At 55.1% G+C, this 21014-nt stretch carries 26 protein-coding genes; 22 read left to right on the top strand and 4 right to left on the bottom strand.

The window, feature by feature from the left end:
- The first annotated feature begins 12 nt into the window (after window positions 1-12).
- From PFER_RS00310 to PFER_RS00300, 3 genes are all read left to right on the top strand, one after another.
- Entirely contained in the window at window positions 13-2016 is a 2004-nt protein-coding gene (locus PFER_RS00310) for a thiamine pyrophosphate-dependent enzyme (protein ID WP_052696147.1), read from the top strand.
- Window positions 2013-2615 carry an indolepyruvate ferredoxin oxidoreductase subunit beta gene (iorB, locus tag PFER_RS00305; protein ID WP_048147770.1) on the top strand — a complete coding sequence of 201 codons (603 nt, stop codon included), beginning with the start codon at window positions 2013-2015 and terminating at the stop codon, window positions 2613-2615. Before PFER_RS00310 ends, iorB begins: the two co-directional genes overlap by 4 nt.
- Window positions 2616-2677: 62 nt before the next feature.
- Entirely contained in the window at window positions 2678-3370 is a 693-nt protein-coding gene (locus PFER_RS00300) for an SDR family oxidoreductase (RefSeq protein WP_048147880.1), read from the top strand.
- Here the strand turns inward: PFER_RS00300 and PFER_RS00295 are convergent, their stop codons facing one another.
- Window positions 3371-3577, bottom strand: a complete 207-nt coding sequence (locus PFER_RS00295; protein WP_157254965.1) for a hypothetical protein — start codon at window positions 3575-3577, stop codon at window positions 3371-3373.
- A gap of 106 nt (window positions 3578-3683) precedes the next feature.
- On the opposite strand from PFER_RS00295, the gene PFER_RS00290 reads away from it, so the two are divergent.
- From PFER_RS00290 to PFER_RS12330, 3 genes are all read left to right on the top strand, one after another.
- Window positions 3684-4373 carry a CDGSH iron-sulfur domain-containing protein gene (locus PFER_RS00290; protein ID WP_211255065.1) on the top strand — a complete coding sequence of 230 codons (690 nt, stop codon included), beginning with the start codon at window positions 3684-3686 and terminating at the stop codon, window positions 4371-4373.
- Window positions 4345-4920, top strand: a complete 576-nt coding sequence (locus PFER_RS00285) for a DUF998 domain-containing protein (RefSeq protein WP_084593873.1) — start codon at window positions 4345-4347, stop codon at window positions 4918-4920. The genes PFER_RS00290 and PFER_RS00285 overlap by 29 nt, the downstream gene beginning before the upstream one ends.
- Window positions 4921-5046: 126 nt before the next feature.
- Complete coding sequence (locus PFER_RS12330) at window positions 5047-8457, top strand: hypothetical protein (protein WP_052696146.1); 3411 nt, start codon at window positions 5047-5049, stop codon at window positions 8455-8457.
- A 69-nt stretch (window positions 8458-8526) separates the two neighbouring features.
- On the opposite strand, the gene PFER_RS00275 is transcribed toward PFER_RS12330, so the two are convergent.
- Window positions 8527-9093, bottom strand: coding sequence for an NADPH-dependent FMN reductase (locus PFER_RS00275; RefSeq protein WP_048147768.1), 567 nt, complete (start codon window positions 9091-9093; stop codon window positions 8527-8529).
- A gap of 140 nt (window positions 9094-9233) precedes the next feature.
- On the opposite strand from PFER_RS00275, the gene PFER_RS00270 reads away from it, so the two are divergent.
- The 7 genes from PFER_RS00270 to PFER_RS00240 all read left to right on the top strand — a co-directional run bounded on the left by PFER_RS00270 (window position 9234) and on the right by PFER_RS00240 (window position 13824).
- Complete coding sequence (locus tag PFER_RS00270; RefSeq protein ID WP_048147767.1) at window positions 9234-9803, top strand: peroxiredoxin; 570 nt, start codon at window positions 9234-9236, stop codon at window positions 9801-9803.
- 324 nt (window positions 9804-10127) lie between these two features.
- Window positions 10128-10985 (top strand): FTR1 family iron permease, encoded by an 858-nt coding sequence (locus PFER_RS00265; protein ID WP_048147766.1) that lies wholly within the window; start codon window positions 10128-10130, stop codon window positions 10983-10985.
- A gap of 35 nt (window positions 10986-11020) precedes the next feature.
- Window positions 11021-11416, top strand: a complete 396-nt coding sequence (locus tag PFER_RS00260; protein WP_157254963.1) for a thioredoxin family protein — start codon at window positions 11021-11023, stop codon at window positions 11414-11416.
- Window positions 11417-11477: 61 nt separating this feature from the next.
- The gene (locus tag PFER_RS00255) at window positions 11478-11858 is read left to right on the top strand and encodes a CoA-binding protein (protein WP_048147765.1); all 381 of its coding nucleotides are present in this window, start codon (window positions 11478-11480) and stop codon (window positions 11856-11858) included.
- Window positions 11859-11863: 5 nt separating this feature from the next.
- Window positions 11864-12241: a DUF302 domain-containing protein gene (locus PFER_RS00250; protein ID WP_048147764.1), complete on the top strand. Its 378-nt coding sequence runs from the start codon at window positions 11864-11866 to the stop codon at window positions 12239-12241.
- Window positions 12242-12333: 92 nt separating this feature from the next.
- The gene (locus PFER_RS00245) at window positions 12334-12537 is read left to right on the top strand and encodes a heavy-metal-associated domain-containing protein (protein ID WP_048147763.1); all 204 of its coding nucleotides are present in this window, start codon (window positions 12334-12336) and stop codon (window positions 12535-12537) included.
- A 291-nt stretch (window positions 12538-12828) separates the two neighbouring features.
- Complete coding sequence (locus tag PFER_RS00240) at window positions 12829-13824, top strand: TIGR01177 family methyltransferase (RefSeq protein ID WP_048147762.1); 996 nt, start codon at window positions 12829-12831, stop codon at window positions 13822-13824.
- 204 nt (window positions 13825-14028) lie between these two features.
- Here PFER_RS00240 and PFER_RS00235 read toward each other — a convergent pair whose 3' ends face one another.
- Together PFER_RS00235 and PFER_RS00230 are read right to left on the bottom strand one after the other, a co-directional pair.
- Window positions 14029-14472, bottom strand: coding sequence for an endonuclease/exonuclease/phosphatase family protein (locus PFER_RS00235; protein WP_048147761.1), 444 nt, complete (start codon window positions 14470-14472; stop codon window positions 14029-14031).
- A gap of 28 nt (window positions 14473-14500) precedes the next feature.
- Window positions 14501-14959, bottom strand: a complete 459-nt coding sequence (locus tag PFER_RS00230) for a peroxiredoxin (RefSeq protein WP_048147760.1) — start codon at window positions 14957-14959, stop codon at window positions 14501-14503.
- 116 nt (window positions 14960-15075) lie between these two features.
- On the opposite strand from PFER_RS00230, the gene PFER_RS00225 reads away from it, so the two are divergent.
- The 9 genes from PFER_RS00225 (at window position 15076) to hisS (ending at window position 21003) form a co-directional block, all read left to right on the top strand.
- A complete protein-coding gene (locus PFER_RS00225) occupies window positions 15076-15354 on the top strand; it encodes a hypothetical protein (protein WP_048147759.1) in 279 nt (92 codons plus the stop codon).
- 3 nt (window positions 15355-15357) lie between these two features.
- Window positions 15358-15654, top strand: a complete 297-nt coding sequence (locus tag PFER_RS00220; protein WP_048147758.1) for a hypothetical protein — start codon at window positions 15358-15360, stop codon at window positions 15652-15654.
- A gap of 57 nt (window positions 15655-15711) precedes the next feature.
- Window positions 15712-16227 (top strand): rubrerythrin family protein, encoded by a 516-nt coding sequence (locus PFER_RS00215; RefSeq protein ID WP_048147757.1) that lies wholly within the window; start codon window positions 15712-15714, stop codon window positions 16225-16227.
- Between the two features lie 79 nt (window positions 16228-16306).
- Window positions 16307-16468: a rubredoxin gene (gene rd, locus PFER_RS00210; protein ID WP_048147756.1), complete on the top strand. Its 162-nt coding sequence runs from the start codon at window positions 16307-16309 to the stop codon at window positions 16466-16468.
- A 10-nt stretch (window positions 16469-16478) separates the two neighbouring features.
- Window positions 16479-16826 (top strand): class II SORL domain-containing protein, encoded by a 348-nt coding sequence (locus PFER_RS00205; protein WP_048147755.1) that lies wholly within the window; start codon window positions 16479-16481, stop codon window positions 16824-16826.
- 38 nt (window positions 16827-16864) lie between these two features.
- On the top strand, window positions 16865-17038 hold the full coding sequence (locus PFER_RS00200; RefSeq protein ID WP_048147754.1) for a helix-turn-helix domain-containing protein: 174 nt from the start codon (window positions 16865-16867) through the stop codon (window positions 17036-17038).
- 40 nt (window positions 17039-17078) lie between these two features.
- Window positions 17079-18167, top strand: a complete 1089-nt coding sequence (locus PFER_RS00195) for a VIT1/CCC1 transporter family protein (protein WP_048147753.1) — start codon at window positions 17079-17081, stop codon at window positions 18165-18167.
- Between the two features lie 100 nt (window positions 18168-18267).
- The gene (rbcL, locus tag PFER_RS00190; protein WP_048147752.1) at window positions 18268-19602 is read left to right on the top strand and encodes a type III ribulose-bisphosphate carboxylase; all 1335 of its coding nucleotides are present in this window, start codon (window positions 18268-18270) and stop codon (window positions 19600-19602) included.
- Window positions 19603-19689: 87 nt separating this feature from the next.
- Window positions 19690-21003, top strand: a complete 1314-nt coding sequence (gene hisS, locus PFER_RS00185) for a histidine--tRNA ligase (RefSeq protein WP_048147751.1) — start codon at window positions 19690-19692, stop codon at window positions 21001-21003.
- The last annotated feature ends 11 nt before the right edge of the window (window positions 21004-21014 follow it).

Genomic DNA, 21014 nt, shown 5'->3' with positions numbered 1-21014 from the left:
TATGGTGTTTCCATGTCCCTTAAAGAGGTTCTGAAAGAGGAGCCCCACACGGGGTATATGCTGACCAACGAAGCGATCGTCAGGGCCGCCCTCGAGGCGGACGTGAAGGTGACCGCCTTCTATCCGGGTTCGCCCCAGACGGAAATCCTAGATACCTTCGACAGGGTCTCCCACTACCGAGACGACCTTGTTGTTGAGATAGCCGCCAACGAGAAGGTTGCCCTTGAGACAGCTGCCGGAGCCGCCTTCGTCGGCCTCAGGGGATTCACTTCAATGAAGAGCGTTGGCGGAAACGTGGCATCGGATACCCTCTACTCGCTCGCATACACCGGCGTTAAAGGCGGGCTCGTGGTGGTTATAGCGGACGACCCCTATGCGCACTCCTCCCAGTCGGAGCAGGATGGCAGGTGGTTCGGATACACCGCCTACCTCCCGATGCTCGAGCCCTCCAACCCCCAAGAAGCCTACGAGATGGTAAAGAAGGCCTTCGAGCTGAGTGAAAAGTACGGCAGCGTCGTTCTGGTCAGAACCACGACGAGGGTGAACCACCAGAGCGGCCTTGTAAAGGTCGGAAAGCTCGAGAGGACGCCCTTCGACAGGCTCTCGTGGAAGGAGAACCGGAGGAGCTACGCGACCGTGGGTTCGCTCGCGAGGAAGTTCAAAGCGGAGCTTCTGGAGAAGATAGCGAAGATGAAGGAAGACCCCGAGTTCTTGGCTCTGAACCGTGTGGAGTACTTCGACGGCAAGGAAGCGAAGGAGGCAAAGCCCGAAGAGGCGAAGGGAATCGGCATCATCACCTCCGGAGTTGCCTACTCTTACGTCCTTGAGAGCCTCCAGAAGCTCGGAGGAGAGGCCTACGTCCTCAAGCTCGGAGTCCTCAACCCGATCCCGGAGAAGCTCATTGGGGACTTCATGGAGGGCCTTGATAAGGTAGTGGTGGTTGAAGAGCTGTTCCCCTACATAGAGGGCTTCGTGAGGCAGATTGCCAAGGAGAGGAATCCAAACATCGAGATTATAGGCAAGAAGAGCGGCCACTTCCCTGAGATGCTAGAGTACAACGTTCCCATTGTCATCAAGGTTCTCGCAGAGGTTCTCGGAAAGGAGCTCCCCTTTGACTACGAGGGGCACTTCAAGAGAATGTGGGAGCTTGCAAAGGAGGCCCCGCCGAGGATGCCAACCTTCTGCGCCGGCTGTCCGCATAGAGCGACCTTCTGGGCTCTCAGGAGGGCGATGGGCAGGCCTGAGAACTACTACTTGGCCAACGACATCGGGTGCTACTCGATGCTGGCTTTAGAGCACATCGGCTGGACTGATTCTCTCCTAGCGATGGGTGCTTCCCTCGGAATAGCTCACGGCGTTCAGCATTCTGCCCAGGAGAGGGTGGTGGCGCTTGTAGGCGATTCGACCTTCTTCCACGCCGCCCTTCCGGGAATAGTCAACGCCATCCACAACAACGCAAAAATGACTCTTGTAATCCTCGACAACGCTGTAACGGCTATGACCGGCCAGCAGGCCCACCCCGGCAGTCCGAAGAAGGTGAACCCCTACGAGAAGCGCATAGACATAGAGAGCGTGCTCCGTGGGTTAGGCGTCGAGAAGATAGTGGTTGTGGATTCTTTCCAGGCGAGGAAGAACATAGGCAAGCTCAGAGAAGCTCTGAAGTACGACGGCCTCTCCGTGGTCATATCGCGGGGAGAGTGCGCCCTCTACCACTTCCGCGAATACAGAAGGGCGGGAGGAAAGATCGTCCCCTACTTCGTTGACAAAGACGCCTGCGAAAGGGCCTATAACTGCATAAGGGACTTTGGGTGTCCAGCAATAGTCATAGACGAGAATGATTTAAAGGCGAAGATTCTGCCGGAGGTCTGCGTCGGCTGCGGCGTCTGCGCCCAGCTGTGTCCTCACAACGCCATTCACTCGACGGCAATCCTCTACGGCGGCGAAGACAAGCCCTACGTGACGATAGAGGACTACCGCGAGCTTGAGCAGATAGTGCTCAGGAGGGAAAAGCCATGAACGTCATCTACTGCGGCGTCGGCGGGCAGGGAATAGTGCTCATGTCCAACATAGTCGGCGAGGCCTGCGCGAGGAAGGGACTCCACGTGGTGAGCGGGGAACTCCACGGCCTCTCCCAGAGGAGCGGCTCGGTCATAGTCCACCAGCGCATAGGGAAAGGCCTCTCACCGCTAATTCCCTACGGTGAGGCGGACGTGATTCTGGCCCTCGAGCCGATGGAGGCCCTTCGCTACGTCTACTTCCTCAAGCCCGGCGGGACGGTCATAACCAACACGCGCCTCATCCACCACCCCTACGAGACGGAAAACTTCGTGAAGGGCAAGATAGAGGAGTACGTGACCTACGAAGAGATAGTGGGGAACATAAAGAAATCTGGTGCAAAGCTCTATGAAATAGATGCACTCAAGCTGGCTGAAGAAGCAGGAACTGCCCTCGCCCAGAACGTCGTCCTTGTCGGTGCCCTAACGGCCCTTCCAGACTTTCCAATAGACAAAGAGACGATGCTCGAAGCGGTGAAGGCCAGCGTGCCCGAGAAGGCTGTGGAGGCCAACGTAAAGGCATTTGAGTTGGGATATGAGGCAATGAAGGAGCTCCTTTGATTTTTCTCTTTTCCTTCCGCATCCCTTTTAAGTACTCGCGGGAAAACGGGGAGGGTGTTTTCATGAAGGTTGCAGTTGTTACCGGTTCATCACGGGGAATAGGCAGGGCGATAGCGGAGATGCTGGCTGAGGAAGGCTACTCCCTCGTCCTGGGAGCCAGGAACGTCGAAGAGCTGGAAAAGCTCGCTGAAGGCTTGGAAACAGAGGTCTTCTACCAGCACCTTGATGTCTCAAAGCCAGAGAGCGTTGATAACTTTGCCAGCAGGGTTCTCCAACGCTTTGGTGGGGTTGACCTGGTCGTTGCGAACGCCGGCGTTGGCTACTTCGGCAGGCTTGAGGAGATAAGGGATGAAGACTTTGAGAGAATGCTCCAGGTGAACACTCTAGGCCTCTGGAGGACGATTAAGGCATTTCTCCCGAGCCTGAAGGAGAGGAAGGGGATTGTTGTAGCGATAACTTCGGACGTTTCGGCAAGGGTCTTCCCGGATGGCGGAGCCTACGTGGCCACGAAGTGGGCGGCGAGAGCTTTAGTCCGGACTTTCCAGCTGGAGAATCCGGAGGTTCGCTTCCTGGAGCTCAGGCCTGGGGCTGTGGACACGTACTTCGCGGGGAGCAGGCCGGGAAAGCCAAAGGAGCACGGCTTCCTCAAGCCGGAGGAAGTTGCCGAGGCACTCCGCCCTCTCCTAAAGCTCCCACCTGAGGTTAGGGTTGAGGAACTCATGCTCCGCTCCGTCTATCAAAAACCGGAATACTGATCAAAGGAGCTTAGGGTTGTATGTGCTCATGTCCTCGCGCGGATCGCAGGGAACCTCGGTCCTTGGGGCAGTGCTACCCAGGACAAAGTAGAGGCCGAGGAGGCTCGCCAGGAGGATGCCTACGGCGGGTAGGGTCGTCCCCCTGAGGAACAGGCCCAGTGAAATACCCACTCCAATGATGGAAAGCTTCAAAATCATATTTTTCACTGATTCTAACTCTTCCTGAGGCCCTATAAACATTTCTGGCCAGAAATGGCCAAAAGCGCGGAAGACATAAATACGATGAGAACATACTCTCCGTGGAGGTCTAGAGTTGGAAAAGAAGATCGTTGTTTCTAAAGACGGCCCGTACATGGTCTATGGGCTCCCGCTCGCGAGGGCAGTCATAATCATCGGCGATGACGGTAACCCCATCGAGTGGCGCGAGGAGGACGAGTTCGAGGTGGGGAGCGTCTACGCCCTCTGCCGCTGCGGGCATTCCGGGAACAAGCCCTTCTGTGATGGCACCCACGCGAGGGTAGGCTTTGATGGGACGGAGACGGCCCGTAGGGTTGGCTACATTGAGATGGCGAGGAGGTACGAGGGGCCCGGAATCGACCTGACCGACGCGAAGGAGCTCTGTGCGGCAGCCCGCTTCTGCTACAGGGCCGGAGGCACGTGGAAGCTCGTGGAAGAGTCGGACGACCCGGAGAAGATGAGGATAGCGATTGATGAGGCTCAAAAGTGCCCCTCCGGGCGGCTTGTGGTGCAGGACAAGGAGGGAAAGCCGCTCGAGCCAGAGTTAAAGCCATCCCTCCGCCTGATAGAGGATCCCCAATACAAGGTGAGTGGCCCCATATGGGTGCGCGGAGGGGTGCCGGTAGTGTCTGCGGACGGCTACACCTACGAGGCCCGGAACCGCATGACCCTGTGCAGGTGTGGCAACTCAAAGAACAAGCCCTTCTGCGACTACAGCCACCTCAAGGCGAAGTTCGATGACGGCTATTTTGGAAAAACAGGGTGAGAGAATACCCCTAACGTGGCTGAAGTGCGCAGGGATAACCGCAGGGATAGTCTACTGGCTCTTCGTCGCGTGGAGTATAAGCAGAAACGGGTGGTTCTCCTTCTTCAGTAATGCTCTCAGCGACCTCGGCGACCCGTCGAAGGCAACTGCACCGTGGATATACAACTATGGACTGATAGTTACGTCTTTCTTCGTCTTCACCTTTGCCCTCTATCTGATCCTGACTGCTAAAAATAAGCTTCAGACGGTTGGCGGGGCCTACGCCAGCATCTCGGCGATATTTCTGGCCCTCATCGGGATTTTCCACGGGGGAACGAGGCCCCACGTTTTCGTCTCGACCTACTTCTTCGTCCAGTTCTTCCTCGGGGCACTGGTCTACGGTGCTGGAAGCGAGAGGAGGGAAATCCGATACGGATCCATTCTAATCTTTCTGCTTGCCCTGTTTGGAACTTTCATCGAGTGGCCCTCAGTGGCCCTCGGAGAGACCTACGAGATAGCGCTGGTAATGGCTTTCACGCTCCTAGTGGCGCTGAGAAACGAAAGCTAAAATGCTTAACTCGTTTTGATATGCAACCGATAGTGTTAATAACCCCTTCGACTAACTATCTCTATAGGTCACTTGATGTTTCTTCTTGATTTTTTGCCGCTTCGTGACTGAAAGAAGGTTTTAACGATGAAAACGAAAAAACTTGCAGGCTTTGCCCTGCTTTTAAGCGTCGTGATGCTCGGCGCGTTCATTTCAGGGTGTATTGACCAGGGAAACTCAACAGGAACGAACACGACTCCCAAAGAAACAACCACGACAACGCCCACCAACCCCACAACCACTACGACAACGCCAAAGGAGACCACAACTACAACGCCCAAAGAGACAACCACGAACGCCCCAACGGAGACTAACCTCCAGCCCGACTGGGGGGCCGATGAGGAGAAGCTCGATGGGTTAATTGAGCTCTACGACAAGGAGATAGCCGGCGCGAAGGAAAAACTTGAAAAGCTCGGCCTTGAGCTTAAAAGCCTCGAAATCCGGAACTGGGAGAAATCCGCTCAGGTTCTCTCGGAGATGGCCGCCAACGAGAGCGACGTTGAGAAGAGGGTCTACATCCTTCAGAACTTGGCAGAGTTAAAGTACTACGAGGCCCTGAACATGAGGTCGCTCGTAGGAGTGGGTGCCGTTGAAACCTCCTACTGGGAGAACGCCAGCAATGGAGAGCCGATAACGGACTTCTACAACATGCGCGGCGAGTTTTTCTACGTCTCAAACGGTGAGATATCGAAGCTGGGCCGCGAGGCGATGGTCGAGAAGATGATGGCGGTTAAAGGCTACCAGATAGAGGGCCTTGAGATATACCACGTCGGCACCGGAAGCGCTTTGGTGGCTATCCGTGAGGGCGGAAGGACGGTTGGAGCGGGCCAGGTCTATCCTTCAATAAAGCTCCACGCCAAGAGCGGCATGAAGATAAAGGCCCCTGCTGGGGGCTTCGGAGTTTTAAAGATGGTGGACCCCAGCACTGGTGAGACGGTTATGCAGGTAGCCCCGGACGAAAGTGGAGTTTACACGGTTCCGCCGATAAACACTACCCTCCTTGGAATAGCGGACGACGGCTTCTGTTACAGACTTCTACCTCCAGACAACAACTACCTTGACCTCCTGGACGTCCAGGACGAACCCCTTGACATAGACCAGGCGATATGCAATTTGAACGCGCAGATAGCACCCTTTGTCTTTGAGCCGACCGATAGCGATACAGGACCCTATGACCCCACCCCGATGGAAGACCTCTACCTCATGCCAGGCCAGTACACAATTACGGCACTTTCAATGAAGGCCGACCTCAAACAGCTGGCCGAGCAGCTCGTCAACCTGAACATGGCAGTTGGAAGCACTCACTTCGAGGCAAAGGATGCGAAGAGGGCCCTCGATGCCTTCCAGAGCGCCATAACGGACTCTTCCTTGAAGGCCTCGATGCAGACCCCAAGCGAGCTCTGCTCGTGTACCATAAGCCCCCTCCTCGACGGAATATTCATGGACAAGTTCGGCGAGAAGCCATTCGGCGAGCTCCCGGACGCAAGGGTTGTCAACATCACCTTTGGAAACGGGCCGTTCATTCCCCTTCCGGTGGAGAAGGCCAAAGAGGCTGGCTCTGAGGTAATTGTTTACGCCATAACCGACACGAAGGGCAGAACCACCGTGATACTCGGCGATCCCGGAGTTAAAGACGCTGAACTCGGAGAGGTCGAGCCGAGGTTTGCATCCATGGCCCCAAGCACCAGGAGACTTGCAGCGGATTACCTCGATAGGGTATTCCTCGAAGTCTACACCGGCAGGAACCCTCAGACAGGCAAGGAGCTCAAGGTAATCGCCTTCAAGGTTCTAAACACCGATGGAACCGTTGGGCTCAGGGCGACCGCTTTCATAGAGGACGGGCAACTGGGAGTTGTCTCACTTCCCATAAGCGAGACCTCTTCGTTCAACACGATACCCACGCCCCTTCCTCCTCAGTACGACTGGGAAGCGGACGAGGCGGAGCTTAGCGCCCTCATAGATACCTACGACAAAGAGATAGCCGATGCCAAGGAGAAGCTCGAAAAGCTGGACTTCGGGCTTGAAAGCCCCGAGATAAGCGGCTGGGAAGAGAGCGCTGCAGTCATGCTGAAGGCCGTGGAGAAAGAAGATGACGCCAAGGCCAGGGTAGCCATACTCCAGGAAGTGGCGCAGCTCAAGTACCATGAGGTTCTCAACCTAAGGGCCCTCGTGGAAGTTAGCGCCGTCGAAACAGCCTACTGGGAGAACGCCACCACCGGCGAGCCGATAGAGCCGTTCTACCGGGAAGACGGTTCGTTCTTCTACGTCTCGAACGGCGAGGTGAAGAAGTTGGACCGCAGGGGGATGGTTGAAAGAATGGCCGCCGTTAAGGGCTACAGCGAGGGAGACCTTGAGATATACCACGCCGGCACGGGGAGTGCCTTAACGAGAATTCGCGAAGGCGGAAGAACTGTCGGAGCGGGACAGATAGGAGCGGTCAAGATCGGCGTCCCCGAGAACGGGACAGAGCTTACCCTAATCGGTGGGAGCAAGGAGATATCGCTCGTCCTCATAGACCCTGAAACAGGCAAAGAAATAGCCAGAATCCACCCGGACGAGAACGGAACCTATCTCATACCCCCAATCGGCGGGTTTGGTGATGTGGTTGCGGAGACGGATCCCCTAGGTGGAGGTTTCTGCTACAGACCGCTGAATGGCCCCACCATCGCCCCTCTCCAGCCTATTCCCGAGCAGGAGATCGAGTTCACACTGGACTGCGGCCAAACGAGCGCCATGATGCCAATAATCCTCCAACCCTCGAACGAGAGCACAATCGAAGCGGCTTCCCTCGAGGAGTCCTACCTCAGGCCCGGAGAGTACACTATAACCGGTTTCGCCATGAAGGCGGACCTTAAACAGCTGGCCGAACAGCTCGTCAGCCTCACGGTCAAGGGAGAGGTTACGAAGGTATCTGCTAAAACCCCAACTAAGGTGAGCGAGCTCCTGAAGGGAGCCTTTGAAAACGCCCAGAGGACAGACACGGGCACAAAAGACTGGGAAGAGAGCGGGAACTTCCCGCCAACGAGCCCGCCCCTCAGGGCAATCTTCGACGACAAATTCGGAGAATGGCCCTTCGATGAAATTCCAGAGGCCAGGATGATAAACATAACCTTTGGAAACGGGCCCTTCATCCCGGTAGTCCCCGTCCAGTGGGATAAGCTTGGAGACAAGGACACGGTAATCACCGTCTACGCGGTAACGGACTCAAAGGGCAACACCATGATAGCGCTCGACGACCCGGGCATCGGTGGAGAGAAAGGAAAGCTAAACACGAACAGGATAGCCGTTAACTACCTCGACAGAACCTTTGTGGAGGTCTACACGGGAAGGAACCCGCAGAACGGCGAGAGGGTTAGGGTCATAGCCTTCAAGCTCCTCGGCGCTGACGGCATCATAGACATAAGGTCAACGACCATAATAACCAGCCAGGCGGAGATAGACTTCTCGACCTTCGCCGCTCCCGATGCGGAAGAGGTGGAGAAGATATTCGGCCCGTGATGGGCCTTTTTCTTTTCTGCTGTCTATTCTTCTATTCTCTGGAGCTAATGCTAATCTATCAAAAAGACGTCAAAGGTGCTCTTCTTTTTCCTTCAGCCTCTCCCTTACCTCGTCCCTTATCGGCTTCAACGCCCTCGCGTACTTCTCGAGAGTCTTGAGGAGTCTCTCAACCCTCTCCTTGTACTTCTTGTCCCTCAGCTCATCGCCCTCAAAGAGCTCATCAACTTTGTAGAACAGCACCTGCCCAACGGGAAGCATGCGGTAGTTTACGGCCGCCAATCTAAGCTCCTGGAGGAGCCTTACTCCCCCGGTAACTGATGAGACGGCCACTATCTCAACTGGAAGGGCCTCGTACTCATCGAATATCGTGTCGAGGAGTATCTTAAGCTCGCCAGGATAACTCCCGTTGTACTCCGGGGCCACTATGATGAGGGCATCGGCCTCGAAGATTTTTGCTCTATAACGCTCCATCTCGGGAGTTATTTTCCAGCGGTGGGTGTAGCAGAGGGGGTAATCCTTGACGTCTATCAGTTCTGCCTCCCAGCCGAGCTCGGAGGCCTTTTTAGTTAGATACCTTGCCACCCTCTCGCTCTTCCTCCCCTCTCTTGCCGTTCCGAGAATTGTCTTAACCTTCATGTTATCACCGAACTAGGTTTATCTTGTGAGTTATTTAAATTTGACTTTCAAAGTGAAAGCATTCTAAATTCAAAACTTCTCATTTTGTTAGAACAACCTTTTTAAATTAGGGAGGTCTAATAAAATGTGAGGTGAAACCCATGGTCAAGGTTGGAGAAGTGGTTCCGGACTTTGAGGCCGATGCCTACTTCCCGGAGAAGGACGACATCGGAAAGCTGAGGTTTTCTGACTACAGGGGCAAGTGGGTCGTTTTAGCCTTCTACCCGGCGGACTTCACCTTTGTCTGCCCCACGGAGCTTGAGGAGCTGGCCGACTACTACGAGGAATTCAAGAAGGAAGGTGCGGAGATAATAAGCGTCTCAACCGATACTGCCTACGTTCACAAGGCCTGGCACGATTCATCCCCGGGCATAAGGAAGATAAAGTACCCGATGCTGGCGGATCCAGCCGGGAAGGTAAGCAGGCTCTTCGGCACCTACATCGAGGAGGAGGGCGTCTCCTGGAGGGCGACGTTCATAATAGACCCGGACGGGAAGGTTGTCCACATGGAGATGCACGACCTCAGCATAGGCAGGAGCGCGAAGGAAATCCTGAGGAGGCTCAGGGCTTCCAAGTACGTCCGCGAGCACCCCGGCCAGGTCTGTCCCGCGAGCTGGGAGCCGGGTAAGGAGGCTCTGGAGGTCAGCCTCGACCTTGTCGGGAAACTTTGATTTCCTCTGCCGTTTTCGTTTTTGTCCTCATATTTCAAAAACCTGACTTTTCTAAGGGTCTGCTTTCAAGTTTGAAAATCTATTGGAGTCCTCGCATTCCACATTGAAGTGCCCAGGGCTGTGTACTTCCCAAAGGCGTGTATCTAGTGCGGATTTCGCTTGTACTCGTTCCAATGTTCGAACCTTAAAGGTTTGACGCCTGTCATATCAAGTTAATTTTGGTAAATTCTCACAGTCCGGTTCGAAGTTTCAATTTGGCAAAAATAAAACTCATAAGTGGGCCAACTAATTTTAGACTGTCCTAACAAATTTGGAGGTGAACCCATGAGCGTTGGCGCTTTCCTCATAACCTTCAGGGAGGCCCTGGAGGCGGCGATAATCGTGGCCATAATAATCGCTTACCTGCGCAGAACCGGGAGGGAGAGGCAGATAAAGGACGTGTGGATAGGGACGGCTCTTTCGATTGGTGTCAGCGCCCTTCTTGGAATCGGTATACTGAAGTTCTACGGTGGGTTAGGTGAGAAGGAGCTCTTTGAAGGGATAGCGTCTTATCTGGCCGTTATAGTCCTCACGAGCATGATCTACTGGATGGCGACCAAGGGAAGGAACATCAAGGCGGAAATAGAAAGCAAAGTCAGCCAGACGATAGCTCCACTCGCCCTCATAGGCTTTACGTTTATAGTCGTCTTCAGGGAGGGGCTTGAAACGGTGCTCTTCCTCACGCCCTTCATGACTCAGAGCCCCGGCGGAACGCTCCTTGGTCTCGCGGCCGGCCTGGCGGGTGCCCTCTTGCTGGCGTACCTCATCTACGGGGTCGGCATGAGGATAAACCTCAGGAAGTTCTTCTACTACAGTTCGATACTGCTCGTATTCGTGGCGGCCGGTTTGGCCGGATACGGAACTCACGAGCTCATAGAGTGGGGCGAGGAAGAGGGTTTCAGCCTTGGGGTGCTTGAGGAGACCGCCTACGATCTTGGAATTCCAAGTGACAGCCTGTGGCACCACAATGGGGCTGTGGGCTCGGTCTTTGCGGTGCTCTTCGGCTACTCTACCAGTATGGAGTGGGGGAGGGTGATAGTCCAGTTCGGATATTTGATAGTTGCACTCTACCTCGTGCTGAGGGCCTACGGGAAGGAACCCTCAATGAGGCCAAAGAAGGCTCGCTCCAGAAGCGCTTCCTGATTTTTTCACTTTTCTTTCACGTGGTGGTGTAGAAGGTGGCGCGTATGGATTTCGATCCTTCCAAGCTCAGGTTCTACATGTATGGGGCCCACTGGTGTCCCGTTTGCAGGAGGATGCGAGAGAGGATAATGGGAGCCTACGGTGGGGACGCCCTTGTGTATTACGAGCTGGAGGGCAACGAAAGGAACTCGGCCCTTTTTTCAGAGCTCCACCGGATGGTAGGGATAGGGGGAATCCCAACAACAGCGGTTTTCTACAACGGCAAGATTATCGCCGTTGTTGAGGGAGCCTTTGAGGTGAAAAAGGTTCAGGAGATGGTGGAGGAGGCCACCAGAGAAGAGGGTGTTCTGCTGTTTCTGGACGCCGGAACATATTTAGTTGATGAGGGAGATGCGGAAAGGCTCGGGGAGCTTTTCTTAGTCGAAGAATGATACCCACTTTTGCCCAGTAATGTATAAAAGGGTGAAAACATATTCAAGCTCGGTGAAGAAAATGAATGTGAAGGAGGTTAGAAAGATAGCCATCGTCGGGGCGAGTCCGAATCCGGACAAATACGGGAATATCATCCTGAGGGATCTTTTGGGAAAGGGCTTCGAGGTTCTGCCCGTTAATCCCAAGCACGAGGAAATTGAAGGCCTCAAGTGTTACAGGGATGTTAAGGAACTTCCAGGGGACGTGGATGTCATCGTCTTTGTCGTTCCCCCAAAAGCAGGTCTTAACGTGGCAAAGGAAGCCGTTGAAGCTGGTTTTAAACGGCTCTGGTTCCAGCCCGGAGCGGAGAGCGATGAGATAGCGAGGTTGCTTGATGGAGAAGGGGTTGAGTACAGCTTTGGAAGGTGCATAATGGTCGAGACATCTGGGATGCGGAGGTGACAGGGGTGAGTTTCTACTACGTCCGGCGCTTTGAGGAGGATCTCGACTTCATCTGGGAGCGCTTCAAGAAGAGGCTTGAGGAGGCAGGATTCCTTCTGATAGGGGAGAGGATACCCGTGGCGATAGTGGAGCGCGAGGATGGAATTATCGCAGATTACCACGTCCTCTTCATATGTGACAAAGAACTGGTGGCGGAGCTCGTCAAGATTGACGCTAACATAGGCGCCCTTCTCCCGTGCACGGGCTTCGGTTACAGAAGGGAAGATGGGAACTACCTGGGCGTTACTTTGCCGAGCGTCGCCTGGAGGATAGCCGGAGAAAGGGTGGCTGAGCTGATGAAGCCCATGGAGAAGAGGGTTATTGCAATCATTGACTCCCTCTGATTTCGATTTCTCAATTGTTCCGCATTTTCTCTTTACATTCTGGAAAGAATAAGCCCCATAAACCCTCCCGTTGATGTTCCACCGGTGATGTTATGAGGGTTGTTTTGAAGATACCCAACATGAGTTGTGGGCACTGTGTCATGAGGATAGAGAAGGCCATAAAGAGTGCTGGGGCTGATGGAAGGGCCGACCTCGAAACCAAAACGGCCGTGGTTGACTTCGACCCCGGAAAAACGAGGCTGGAGGATGTGATTAAAGCCATCAAGAAGTATGGTTACGAGGTGGAGGTGGGTTGAATACATACCGGCATCGTCCGCGGGACGGAAGTTAGCGAGAACGCTGGTTTTAGGCTCGAGTACGGTGGGAAGGTTTAATACTTCCGTTTGCTGGGGTGTAGGGCCGAGTTCGAGGCGAACCCCGGGAAGTACGTTAGTGTTGGGCACTCCCACCACAGGATGCACCACATGGGCGGCTGCCACCACTGAACCCTCTTTTTACCAGGGGTTGTGTGGAACCGTTAGGTTATTACATGTATATGGCACTGACCGCGGGCAAACGTTTTTAACGGGGAGCCATAACCCCACACCATGCTCTACGTGGAGATACTCGGAAACCTCAGGGAGATGGCAAGGGACGAAGTTAAGGCCATGCTGGAGCTGGCAGGTGGAGGGATCGCTGGCCGGGACTACCTGCTCCTGAAGCTCGACGCGGGAGAAGAGGCCTTCCCATACCTAGACAGACTCGGCCTGGCCCACGAGTACGGAAAACTGATAATCGAGGCGGATTCAGTCGAGGAGCTTTTGGAGAGGGCGGGGGAAGTCGAGTGGCCGATTAAAGGCAAATTCAAAGTCGACACCGAGACCATGGCAAACTGCAGACACGGCGTCCTCGACCTTCCGAGGAAGCTCGGTGCGGTCATATACTCCCAGGGCTTCAGGGTGAACCTCTCAAGGCCCGACACGCTGGTTAGAGTTTACTGCGGCGAGAAGCTCTACGCGGGAATAAGGTTCCACTATTTCAGCCCCAAGGACTTCGAGAGAAGAAAGGCCCACCACAGGCCCTTCTTTAGGCCGATTTCCCTTCATCCGAGGGTTTCAAGGGCGCTGGTGAACCTGACGAAAGCGAGAAAGGAGATCCTCGACCCATTCATGGGCGCCGGTGGGGTTTTGATGGAGGCAGGTCTGCTCGGCCTGAAGGTCTACGGCGTTGACATAAAGTCCGAGATGGTGGAAGGGGCCGAAATGAACCTCAGACACTACGGGATCGAGGATTACACCCTGAAACTCGGCGATGCCACGAGGCTTGAGGAACTCTTTCCGGGAAAGAGGTTCGAGGCGATAGCGACCGACCCTCCCTACGGCACATCCGCGACCCTGGCCGGAAGGGAGAGGGGCGAGCTCTACAGAAAGGCCCTGAAGAGTATGTACAGCGTTCTCATGGAAGGCGGGAGGCTGGCGATAGCTTTTCCAACGGACTTTGACGGGGAGGAAGAAGCGGAAAGAGTGGGCTTTAATCTCGTGGGCAAATACTACCAGAGGGTTCACAAGAGTCTGGAGAGGTACTTCTACGTGTTTGAGAAGTAGAGTACTACTTTCCCATTTGGGGGCTGCATAAACCCCAAGATGGTCGCTAAGCCCCTTCGTCCCCATTATCCTTCTGGAGGAGGTTACCTCGACGTTGCCCTTCGCCATTACGTAGTCTATCCTCATTTTCGGCTCTTCCGCGGGGAAGGTGTGGCCCGGGTCATCGTTGAGAGCGTGGTAGGCATCGAGAAAGCCCCTCCCCCCTCAAGAGCCCAAGGGCAGGTGAAGGTTCTCGTGATGGTCGAGGTGGACGGAGGCGAAAATGAGTGGTTTTCCTTTTATCGCGACCTTTACAACCGCGGCCCTCCTCGGGAGGAGCGGGGGCACGGGAACCTCGGTCAAGTCCACCGCCCATCTGTTTATGAAGGGGTGCCTTGAGAGAACTGCAACTCCCTCGGGGTATTCCCCGTAGAAAAGGTCTGTCCCGACGGGGTGACCCTGGTATTTCTCCCCCTTTTTCTCTTCGAGCAGTTCCGCGAGTCCCTCCGCCATGTTTCTTTCACCGTCCTCTATCGCCTCCTGGAGGGCGCAGAGGTCGGGCTTGAACCCCGGGAGCATATCCACTATGCGAAGGAACCTAACATCGTCGTTCTCCTGCTTTCCGTGCAGGTTGAAGGTGCAGACGCGAAGCTCCACACCGGAACCCATGCCCCAACCCCTTTGAGTGCCCATCGTGCTAAGTTTCCACCACGCGTTTCGCTTCCTCAAGAACCCTAGCCGCGTGCCCCTTCGCCCTGACGTTGAGCTTCTTCCAGACGATTTCACCTTCGGGGCTGATGATGAATGTGCTCCTTATAACTCCCTCGTACTCCCTGCCGTAACGCTTCTTCCTGCCCCAAGCCCCAAGTGCTTTGATAAGCTCCGCATTGGGGTCACTGAGGAGCTTTACCCTGAGTCCATGCCTCTCCTTAAAGTTGTGGTGGCTCTTCACGGAGTCCCTGGAAACCCCAATAACCTGAAAGCCGAGCCTCTCGAACTCGGGGAGGAGCTCCGTGAACTCCTTCGCCTCCGTCGTGCAGCCGGGCGTGTTGTCCTTTGGGTAGACGTAGAGAACCGTCCATCTCCCTGAGATAACCTCCCCCAGTGTGAGCTCGTTGCCCTCCTCATCCCGAACCCTTACCTCGAGGAGCCCCATGCCGTTCACCCTCGGTGGTTTGGCTGTTTTCCAATTTAAGTTTTTCTATCGTGGATATACTTCTATTAAGAAAACCTTTTAAGTTTTGATATCAAACTATACTTGGAGGTGAGGGGATGCCGTACGTTGGACTGGCCAAAACCTCAGAGGGGCCCCTTGGGGCCTACAGGAAGATACTATCCGCCCTTGAGAGGGAGGGGTTTAACGTTAGGTTTTCCAAACACCACTGGGCCGGGGACATGCCCTTTGGACTTGTTCTCGCGGAGACGGATCTTGGAGATGTGGCCGTGAGGTGGAGCCTTGGAAGGGAGTTCGAGCTGAAGCTGGAGGAGATTGATGAGGAAGCGTTTGAGGACTTCGTGGAGGAAACCCTCGACTACATAGGCGGGGACTGAACTATGGAAAAGCTTAATTATGTAATTAAAGAATTCAACAGGCTTCACGGGAGCGAGGCACAGGCGAGGATCGTCGAGGCAGGAGGAGGGAGGGTCGTTATCGAGTTTGAAGGCTCTTTCTGCGCGACCTGCGGCCTATACGACTACTTTGAGGACATCACGTGGGAGGCAATGGACTCAGGGCTTAAGCTCGAGCCAGTGAAGGTTCTTGAGGCGGAAGAGGACGAGTTTGAGCACGGCCGCTACGTGGTGGAGTACCTCCTCAGGGGTTCTAATAACGAGCATGAACCTGAGGTTTAGAAAACCCTTTTATACATGGATACCCATACTATTTTGAAAATTTTCGAAGGTGATAGCATGGGTGTTAAGAGGGCAATGACAAGGAAGTTTCTGGAGGATGCCTTTGCTGGGGAGAGTATGGCCCATATGAGGTACCTCATCTTCGCTGAGAAGGCTGAGAAAGAAGGATTCCACAACATAGCCAAACTATTCAGGGCTATAGCGCACGCCGAGTTTGTCCATGCCAAGAACCACTTCATAGCCCTCGGCAAGCTTGGTAAGACTCCAGAGAACCTGCAGATGGGGATAGAGGGCGAGACCTTCGAGGTCGAGGAGATGTACCCGGTTTACAACAACGCCGCCGACTTCCAGGGTGAGAAGGACGCGGTTAGGACGACCCGCTACGCCCTTGAGGCAGAGAAGATACACGCCGAGCTCTACAAGAAGGCCAAGGAGACAGCGGAGAGCGGAAAGGACATAGAGATAGAGAGGGTGTACATCTGCCCAGTCTGCGGGTACACCGCGGTGGATGAAGCCCCGGAGTACTGTCCTGTCTGCGGTGCCCCAAGGGACAAGTTCGTGGTGTTCGAGTGAGGCTTTCGTTTTTTCATTTTGCAGGTTTGGAACGCAAACTTTATAAGGTCGAACTAACAACATTAGGGTGGTGAAAGAAATGGCCAAGTGGAAATGCATAGTCTGTGGCTACATCTACGATGAGGACGCGGGGGACGAGGACAGCGGAGTCGCCCCTGGAACCAAGTTTGAGGACCTTCCGGATGACTGGGTCTGCCCGCTCTGCGGTGCTCCCAAGGACATGTTTGAAAAAATTGAGTGAGGTGGTAGAGATGATAAGCGGAACCATAAAGAGCGGAGACTGGAAGGGGGAGAAGCACGTTCCCGTTATAGAGTACGAGAAGGAGGGCGACCTCGTCAAGGTCGAGGTCAGCGTCGGCAAGGAGATTCCCCATCCGAACACCCCGGAGCACCACATAGCCTGGATCGAGCTCTACTTCCATCCCGAGGACGGGGCCTTCCCCATAATGGTCGGCAGGGTCGCCTTTACCAACCACACCGACCCGCTCACCGAACCGAAGGCGGTCTTCTTCTTCAGGACGGCCAAGAAGGGCAAGCTCTACGCGCTCAGCTACTGTAACATCCACGGTCTCTGGGAGAACGAGGTCGCGCTTGAGTGATTCCCTTCTATTCCTTTTTAAGCTGACGGGTGGTTCTAATGGAGGAGATGGTGTTTAAAGTCCTCAAGGATGCCGGAAGGCCTCTCAAATCTGCGGAGATAGCGGAGCTGGCGGGTCTCGATAAAAAAGAGGTTGACAAGGCCATAAGGAAGCTCAAGAAAGAGGGCAAGGTAATCTCCCCGAAACGCTGCTACTACGCTCCCGCCGAGTGATTTATAACGTCCTTTTCTTTTTTAATAAAGGGGGTCTACCATGAGGGCGGTTGAACTAGCAGAGAAATTCTATGAGGATGAATACCAGGATTCAGTCCTCTACGCGAGGCTGGCAAAGGGAGAGAAGGATGAGACACTCAAGAGGGAGTTTCTAAGGCTGTCAAAAATAGAATCAAAGCACGCGAGCTTCTGGCACGAGTTCCTCACAAAACGCAACGCCTCCCCTCCAAGGGTGAAGGTCGGAAGGCTGAGGGTTCTCTCGATAAGGGTCCTGAGGAAACTCCTCGGGCCGGGGGCAGTTGCCTCGCTCCTCGAGATGGGGGAGAACTCGGCCGTTGAGAAGTACTTCGAGTTCCTCACGAACTTTGAGTTGGAGGAAGCGGAGAGGAGGGCCCTTTCGGAGGTCATACTCGACGAGCTCGAGCACGAGCACTTCTTCGCCGAAACAAAGAGGCGGTTCCACACGGAGAACATAAGGGACTTTGTTCTTGGAATGAACGACGGTCTCGTTGAGCTTTTGGGTGCGGTAACCGGGCTCTCCGCCGTCTACGTTAGCACCCCCAGGATAGTGGGGATAAGCGGCCTCATAGTTGGAGTTGCGGGGGCCCTCTCTATGGCCATAGGGGCCTTCATCTCGGTGCGCTCCCAGAGGCAGGTTAACGAGAGCGTGAGGAAGCGCATGGAGGTTCTCTTCAAGGTCTCGCCCGAGAGGGCCAGGGGGGAGCTGCTCGCAAGGCTCCGCGAGAGCGGGATGCCCGAGGAAATAGCCGGCGAAGTGGCGGGGAAGCTGTCATCGAACCACGAGGCCCTTTTGAAGCTCCTCACCGGCGAAGATGGGAACGAGAACGAGGTTCGCTCGGCAGTGTACACCGGTCTGGCATACATTCTGGGGGTGGCGTTTCCCGTGCTACCGTACTTCTTAGCCTCATCCTCCCTAGTGGCGCTTCCATTCTCTATACTCCTTGCGGGAACGGCTCTGGCCATCGTGGCGACGCTCATATCGGTGCTCTCAGGGATTTCGATAAGAACGAAGGTGGTGGAGATGGTCACGACTGGCCTCGGGGCGGCCTTCCTGAGCTACCTATTCGGCAGGCTGATGGAGGGGTTATTCCACATATCTGCCCTCTGAAGTTTTCGAAAACTTAATAAGCCCTCACCCCCAAATTTTTTGCCTATAAGCCGGAAGACTTAAGAGTTAGGAGAACCTAATTGGAAAGGAGGTGTGAAAAATGCCCGAAAAGTTTGACAAGATATACGACTACTATGTTGACAAGTCCTACGAGCCGAACTGGAAGAGAGACGTCGTGGCCGTTTTTAGAGTTACTCCCGCGAAGGGCTACACCATCGAGCAGGCTGCTGGAGCGGTTGCTGCGGAGAGCTCTACCGGAACCTGGACGACCCTTTATGGGTGGTACGAGCAGGAGAGATGGGCCGACATGTCCGCCAAGGCCTACCACTTCACAGACATGGGCGACGGCAGCTGGATTGTAAGGGTGGCCTATCCCGAGCACATCTTTGAGGAGGGCAACATGCCCGGCTTTTTAGCGAGCGTCGCGGGCAACATCTTCGGGATGAAGCGCGTCGAGTGGCTCCGCCTTGAGGATCTCTATCTCCCGGAGAAGTTCCTCAGGGATTACCCCGGCCCGGCCTTCGGTATCGAGGGCGTCAGGAAGAAGCTCGAAATCTACGACAGGCCGCTCTACGGTGTCGTTCCAAAGCCCAAGATAGGCTACTCCCCGGAGGAGCTCTACAAGCTGGCCCTCGACCTCTACCTTGGCGGCGCCGACTACCTCAAGGACGACGAGAACCTCACCGGCCCGTGGTACAACCGCTTCGAGAAGCGCGTTGAGGTCGTCACGAAGGCCATGGAAAAGGCCGAGGCCGAGACCGGGGAGAAGAAGACCTGGTTCGCCAACATAACCGCACCCATCCTTGAGATGGAGCAGCGGCTTGAGATTCTTGCAGATTACGGCGTCCCCCATGCGATGATTGACATAGTGGTGCTCGGCTGGGGCGTCCTCGACTACATAAGGGACCTCGCTGAGGACTACGGCATAGCCCTCCACGCCCACAGGGCCATGCACGCCGCCTTCGACAGGAACCCGATGCACGGCATGTCTATGTTCGTCCTAGCCAAGCTCGCGAGGGTCATCGGTGTTGACCAGCTCCACGTTGGGACGGCTGGAGCGGGCAAACTTGAGGGAAGCAGGTGGGACGTTATACAGTACAAGCGCGTCATCACCGAGAGCCACTACGTGCCGGACGAGAACGACGTATTCCACCTCGAGCAGAAGTTCTATCACATGAAGCCGGTCTTTCCGACGAGCTCAGGTGGACTCCACCCAGGAAACATCCAGCCCGTCATAGAGGCCCTCGGAAAGGACATCGTTTTACAGCTCGGCGGCGGAACCATGGGTCACCCGGACGGGCCGGCGGCCGGTGCAAGGGCCGTGAGGCAGGCAATCGATGCCATAATGCAGGGAATTCCGCTCGACGAGTACGCGAAGACCCACAAGGAGCTCGCCAGAGCATTGGAGAAGTGGGGTCACGTCACCCCGGTTTGAATTCCCCATTTTTGCTTTTGTCTTCCCTTCTTGATTCATGCAAAAAGACTATAAGCCCGCTCCCGTTTCTCCCTCCAGGTGAAGATAATGGGAAAGGAAATAGCGAGGGTTAAGGGAACGCGCGACCTTCTTCCAGAAGACATGGTGAAGAGAAGGTGGGTCTTTGAGAGAATCAGGGACGTATTCGAGCGCTACGGCTTCAAGGAGATACTCACCCCGACTTTCGAGTATACCAAGCTCTTCCAGCTCAGGAGCGGTGAGGAAGTTGTCAACCAGCTCTACGCCTTCGAGGACAAGGGAGGAAGGAACCTCTCACTCCGTCCGGACCTGACATCTAGCGTTGCTCGTCTGTACGTCAACTCCTTCCAGACGGCCCCGAAGCCCGTGAAGTGGTACTACATCACGAACATGTTCCGCTATGAGGAGCCCCAGAGCGGCCGTTTGAGGGAGTTCTGGCAGGCAGGCGTTGAGCTCCTGGGTAGCGGTAGGGTGGAGGCGGACGCAGAGGTAATAGCGCTCTTCGTGGAGAGCTACCTCGCGACGGGTTTGAAGAACTTCACCGTCAACATCGGCGACCGCGTTCTCCTCGACGAGTTCGCAAGGATGCTCGGCGTCGAGGACGACGTTGGTTTGATGAGGCTTATAGACAAGAAGGACAAGATGAGCGAGGAGGACTTCATAGCCTCGCTCAAAGAGTTCGGACTCAACGATGAGGGCGTTGAGAAGGTTCTCACCCTGATCGAGATAAAGGGCCGCCCCGATGAAGTCCTCCCGAAGGCGGAGGAGCTCTTCACGAGCGAGGAAGCCAAGGCCGAAATAGCGAAGCTCTACGAGCTCGTTGATTTGCTCGACGCCTACGGTGTCTCCGACTGGATAAGGATAGACCTCGGCATTGCCAGGGGTTTTGACTACTACACGAGCGTGGTCTTCGAGGCCATAGCCCCCAACGACCTCGGAATAGGCTCGATAGGCGGCGGCGGGAGGTACGACAACCTCATAGAAGTCTTTGGCGGAAGGCCCACCCCTGCCACGGGCTTCGCCATAGGTATCGAGAGGCTCATCCCGATACTCGAGTGGAAGGGGCTCATTCCAGGGCTCAGGGTGGGGAGCGACGTCTTCGTGGCCTACATCGGAAAGGAACGCGAAGTGAAGAGGGCCGTTATCGAGCTCACGCAGGCCATCAGGAAGGCCGGCATAAAGGCCGAGTACGACATCCAGGGGAGAAAGCTCGGCAAAGCGCTCGACTACGCGAACTCAATCGGTGCGAAGGTTGCCGTAATCGTTGGGAAACGCGACCTGAGCGAGGGAAGGGTCACGGTGAGGGACATGGTGAGCGGAGAGCAGTATGCAGTAGAGATTGGAAATGCCGTGGAAAAGGTTAAAGCCCTGCTGAAAGAATGAGGTGTGGTGGT

The sequence above is a fragment of the Palaeococcus ferrophilus DSM 13482 genome, from assembly GCF_000966265.1.
GTDB lineage: Archaea > Methanobacteriota_B > Thermococci > Thermococcales > Thermococcaceae > Palaeococcus > Palaeococcus ferrophilus.
Note: the sequence above shows the minus strand (reverse complement) of the source record. Positions and strands in the feature narration are given on the sequence as shown.

What these genes read in the sequence shown, in the direction of transcription:
- PFER_RS00310 (WP_052696147.1), top strand. Translation starts at nt 13, where the DNA reads ATGTCCCTTAAAGAGGTTCTGAAAGAGGAGCCCCACACGGGGTATATG.
- iorB (WP_048147770.1), top strand. Translation starts at nt 2,013, where the DNA reads ATGAACGTCATCTACTGCGGCGTCGGCGGGCAGGGAATAGTGCTCATG.
- PFER_RS00300 (WP_048147880.1), top strand. Translation starts at nt 2,678, where the DNA reads ATGAAGGTTGCAGTTGTTACCGGTTCATCACGGGGAATAGGCAGGGCG.
- PFER_RS00285 (WP_084593873.1), top strand. Translation starts at nt 4,345, where the DNA reads ATGACGGCTATTTTGGAAAAACAGGGTGAGAGAATACCCCTAACGTGG.
- PFER_RS12330 (WP_052696146.1), top strand. Translation starts at nt 5,047, where the DNA reads ATGAAAACGAAAAAACTTGCAGGCTTTGCCCTGCTTTTAAGCGTCGTG.
- PFER_RS00275 (WP_048147768.1), bottom strand. Translation starts at nt 9,093, where the DNA reads ATGAAGGTTAAGACAATTCTCGGAACGGCAAGAGAGGGGAGGAAGAGC.
- PFER_RS00270 (WP_048147767.1), top strand. Translation starts at nt 9,234, where the DNA reads ATGGTCAAGGTTGGAGAAGTGGTTCCGGACTTTGAGGCCGATGCCTAC.
- PFER_RS00265 (WP_048147766.1), top strand. Translation starts at nt 10,128, where the DNA reads ATGAGCGTTGGCGCTTTCCTCATAACCTTCAGGGAGGCCCTGGAGGCG.
- PFER_RS00255 (WP_048147765.1), top strand. Translation starts at nt 11,478, where the DNA reads ATGAATGTGAAGGAGGTTAGAAAGATAGCCATCGTCGGGGCGAGTCCG.
- PFER_RS00245 (WP_048147763.1), top strand. Translation starts at nt 12,334, where the DNA reads ATGAGGGTTGTTTTGAAGATACCCAACATGAGTTGTGGGCACTGTGTC.
- PFER_RS00240 (WP_048147762.1), top strand. Translation starts at nt 12,829, where the DNA reads ATGCTCTACGTGGAGATACTCGGAAACCTCAGGGAGATGGCAAGGGAC.
- PFER_RS00235 (WP_048147761.1), bottom strand. Translation starts at nt 14,472, where the DNA reads ATGGGTTCCGGTGTGGAGCTTCGCGTCTGCACCTTCAACCTGCACGGA.
- PFER_RS00230 (WP_048147760.1), bottom strand. Translation starts at nt 14,959, where the DNA reads ATGGGGCTCCTCGAGGTAAGGGTTCGGGATGAGGAGGGCAACGAGCTC.
- PFER_RS00225 (WP_048147759.1), top strand. Translation starts at nt 15,076, where the DNA reads ATGCCGTACGTTGGACTGGCCAAAACCTCAGAGGGGCCCCTTGGGGCC.
- PFER_RS00220 (WP_048147758.1), top strand. Translation starts at nt 15,358, where the DNA reads ATGGAAAAGCTTAATTATGTAATTAAAGAATTCAACAGGCTTCACGGG.
- PFER_RS00215 (WP_048147757.1), top strand. Translation starts at nt 15,712, where the DNA reads ATGGGTGTTAAGAGGGCAATGACAAGGAAGTTTCTGGAGGATGCCTTT.
- rd (WP_048147756.1), top strand. Translation starts at nt 16,307, where the DNA reads ATGGCCAAGTGGAAATGCATAGTCTGTGGCTACATCTACGATGAGGAC.
- PFER_RS00205 (WP_048147755.1), top strand. Translation starts at nt 16,479, where the DNA reads ATGATAAGCGGAACCATAAAGAGCGGAGACTGGAAGGGGGAGAAGCAC.
- PFER_RS00200 (WP_048147754.1), top strand. Translation starts at nt 16,865, where the DNA reads ATGGAGGAGATGGTGTTTAAAGTCCTCAAGGATGCCGGAAGGCCTCTC.
- PFER_RS00195 (WP_048147753.1), top strand. Translation starts at nt 17,079, where the DNA reads ATGAGGGCGGTTGAACTAGCAGAGAAATTCTATGAGGATGAATACCAG.
- rbcL (WP_048147752.1), top strand. Translation starts at nt 18,268, where the DNA reads ATGCCCGAAAAGTTTGACAAGATATACGACTACTATGTTGACAAGTCC.
- hisS (WP_048147751.1), top strand. Translation starts at nt 19,690, where the DNA reads ATGGGAAAGGAAATAGCGAGGGTTAAGGGAACGCGCGACCTTCTTCCA.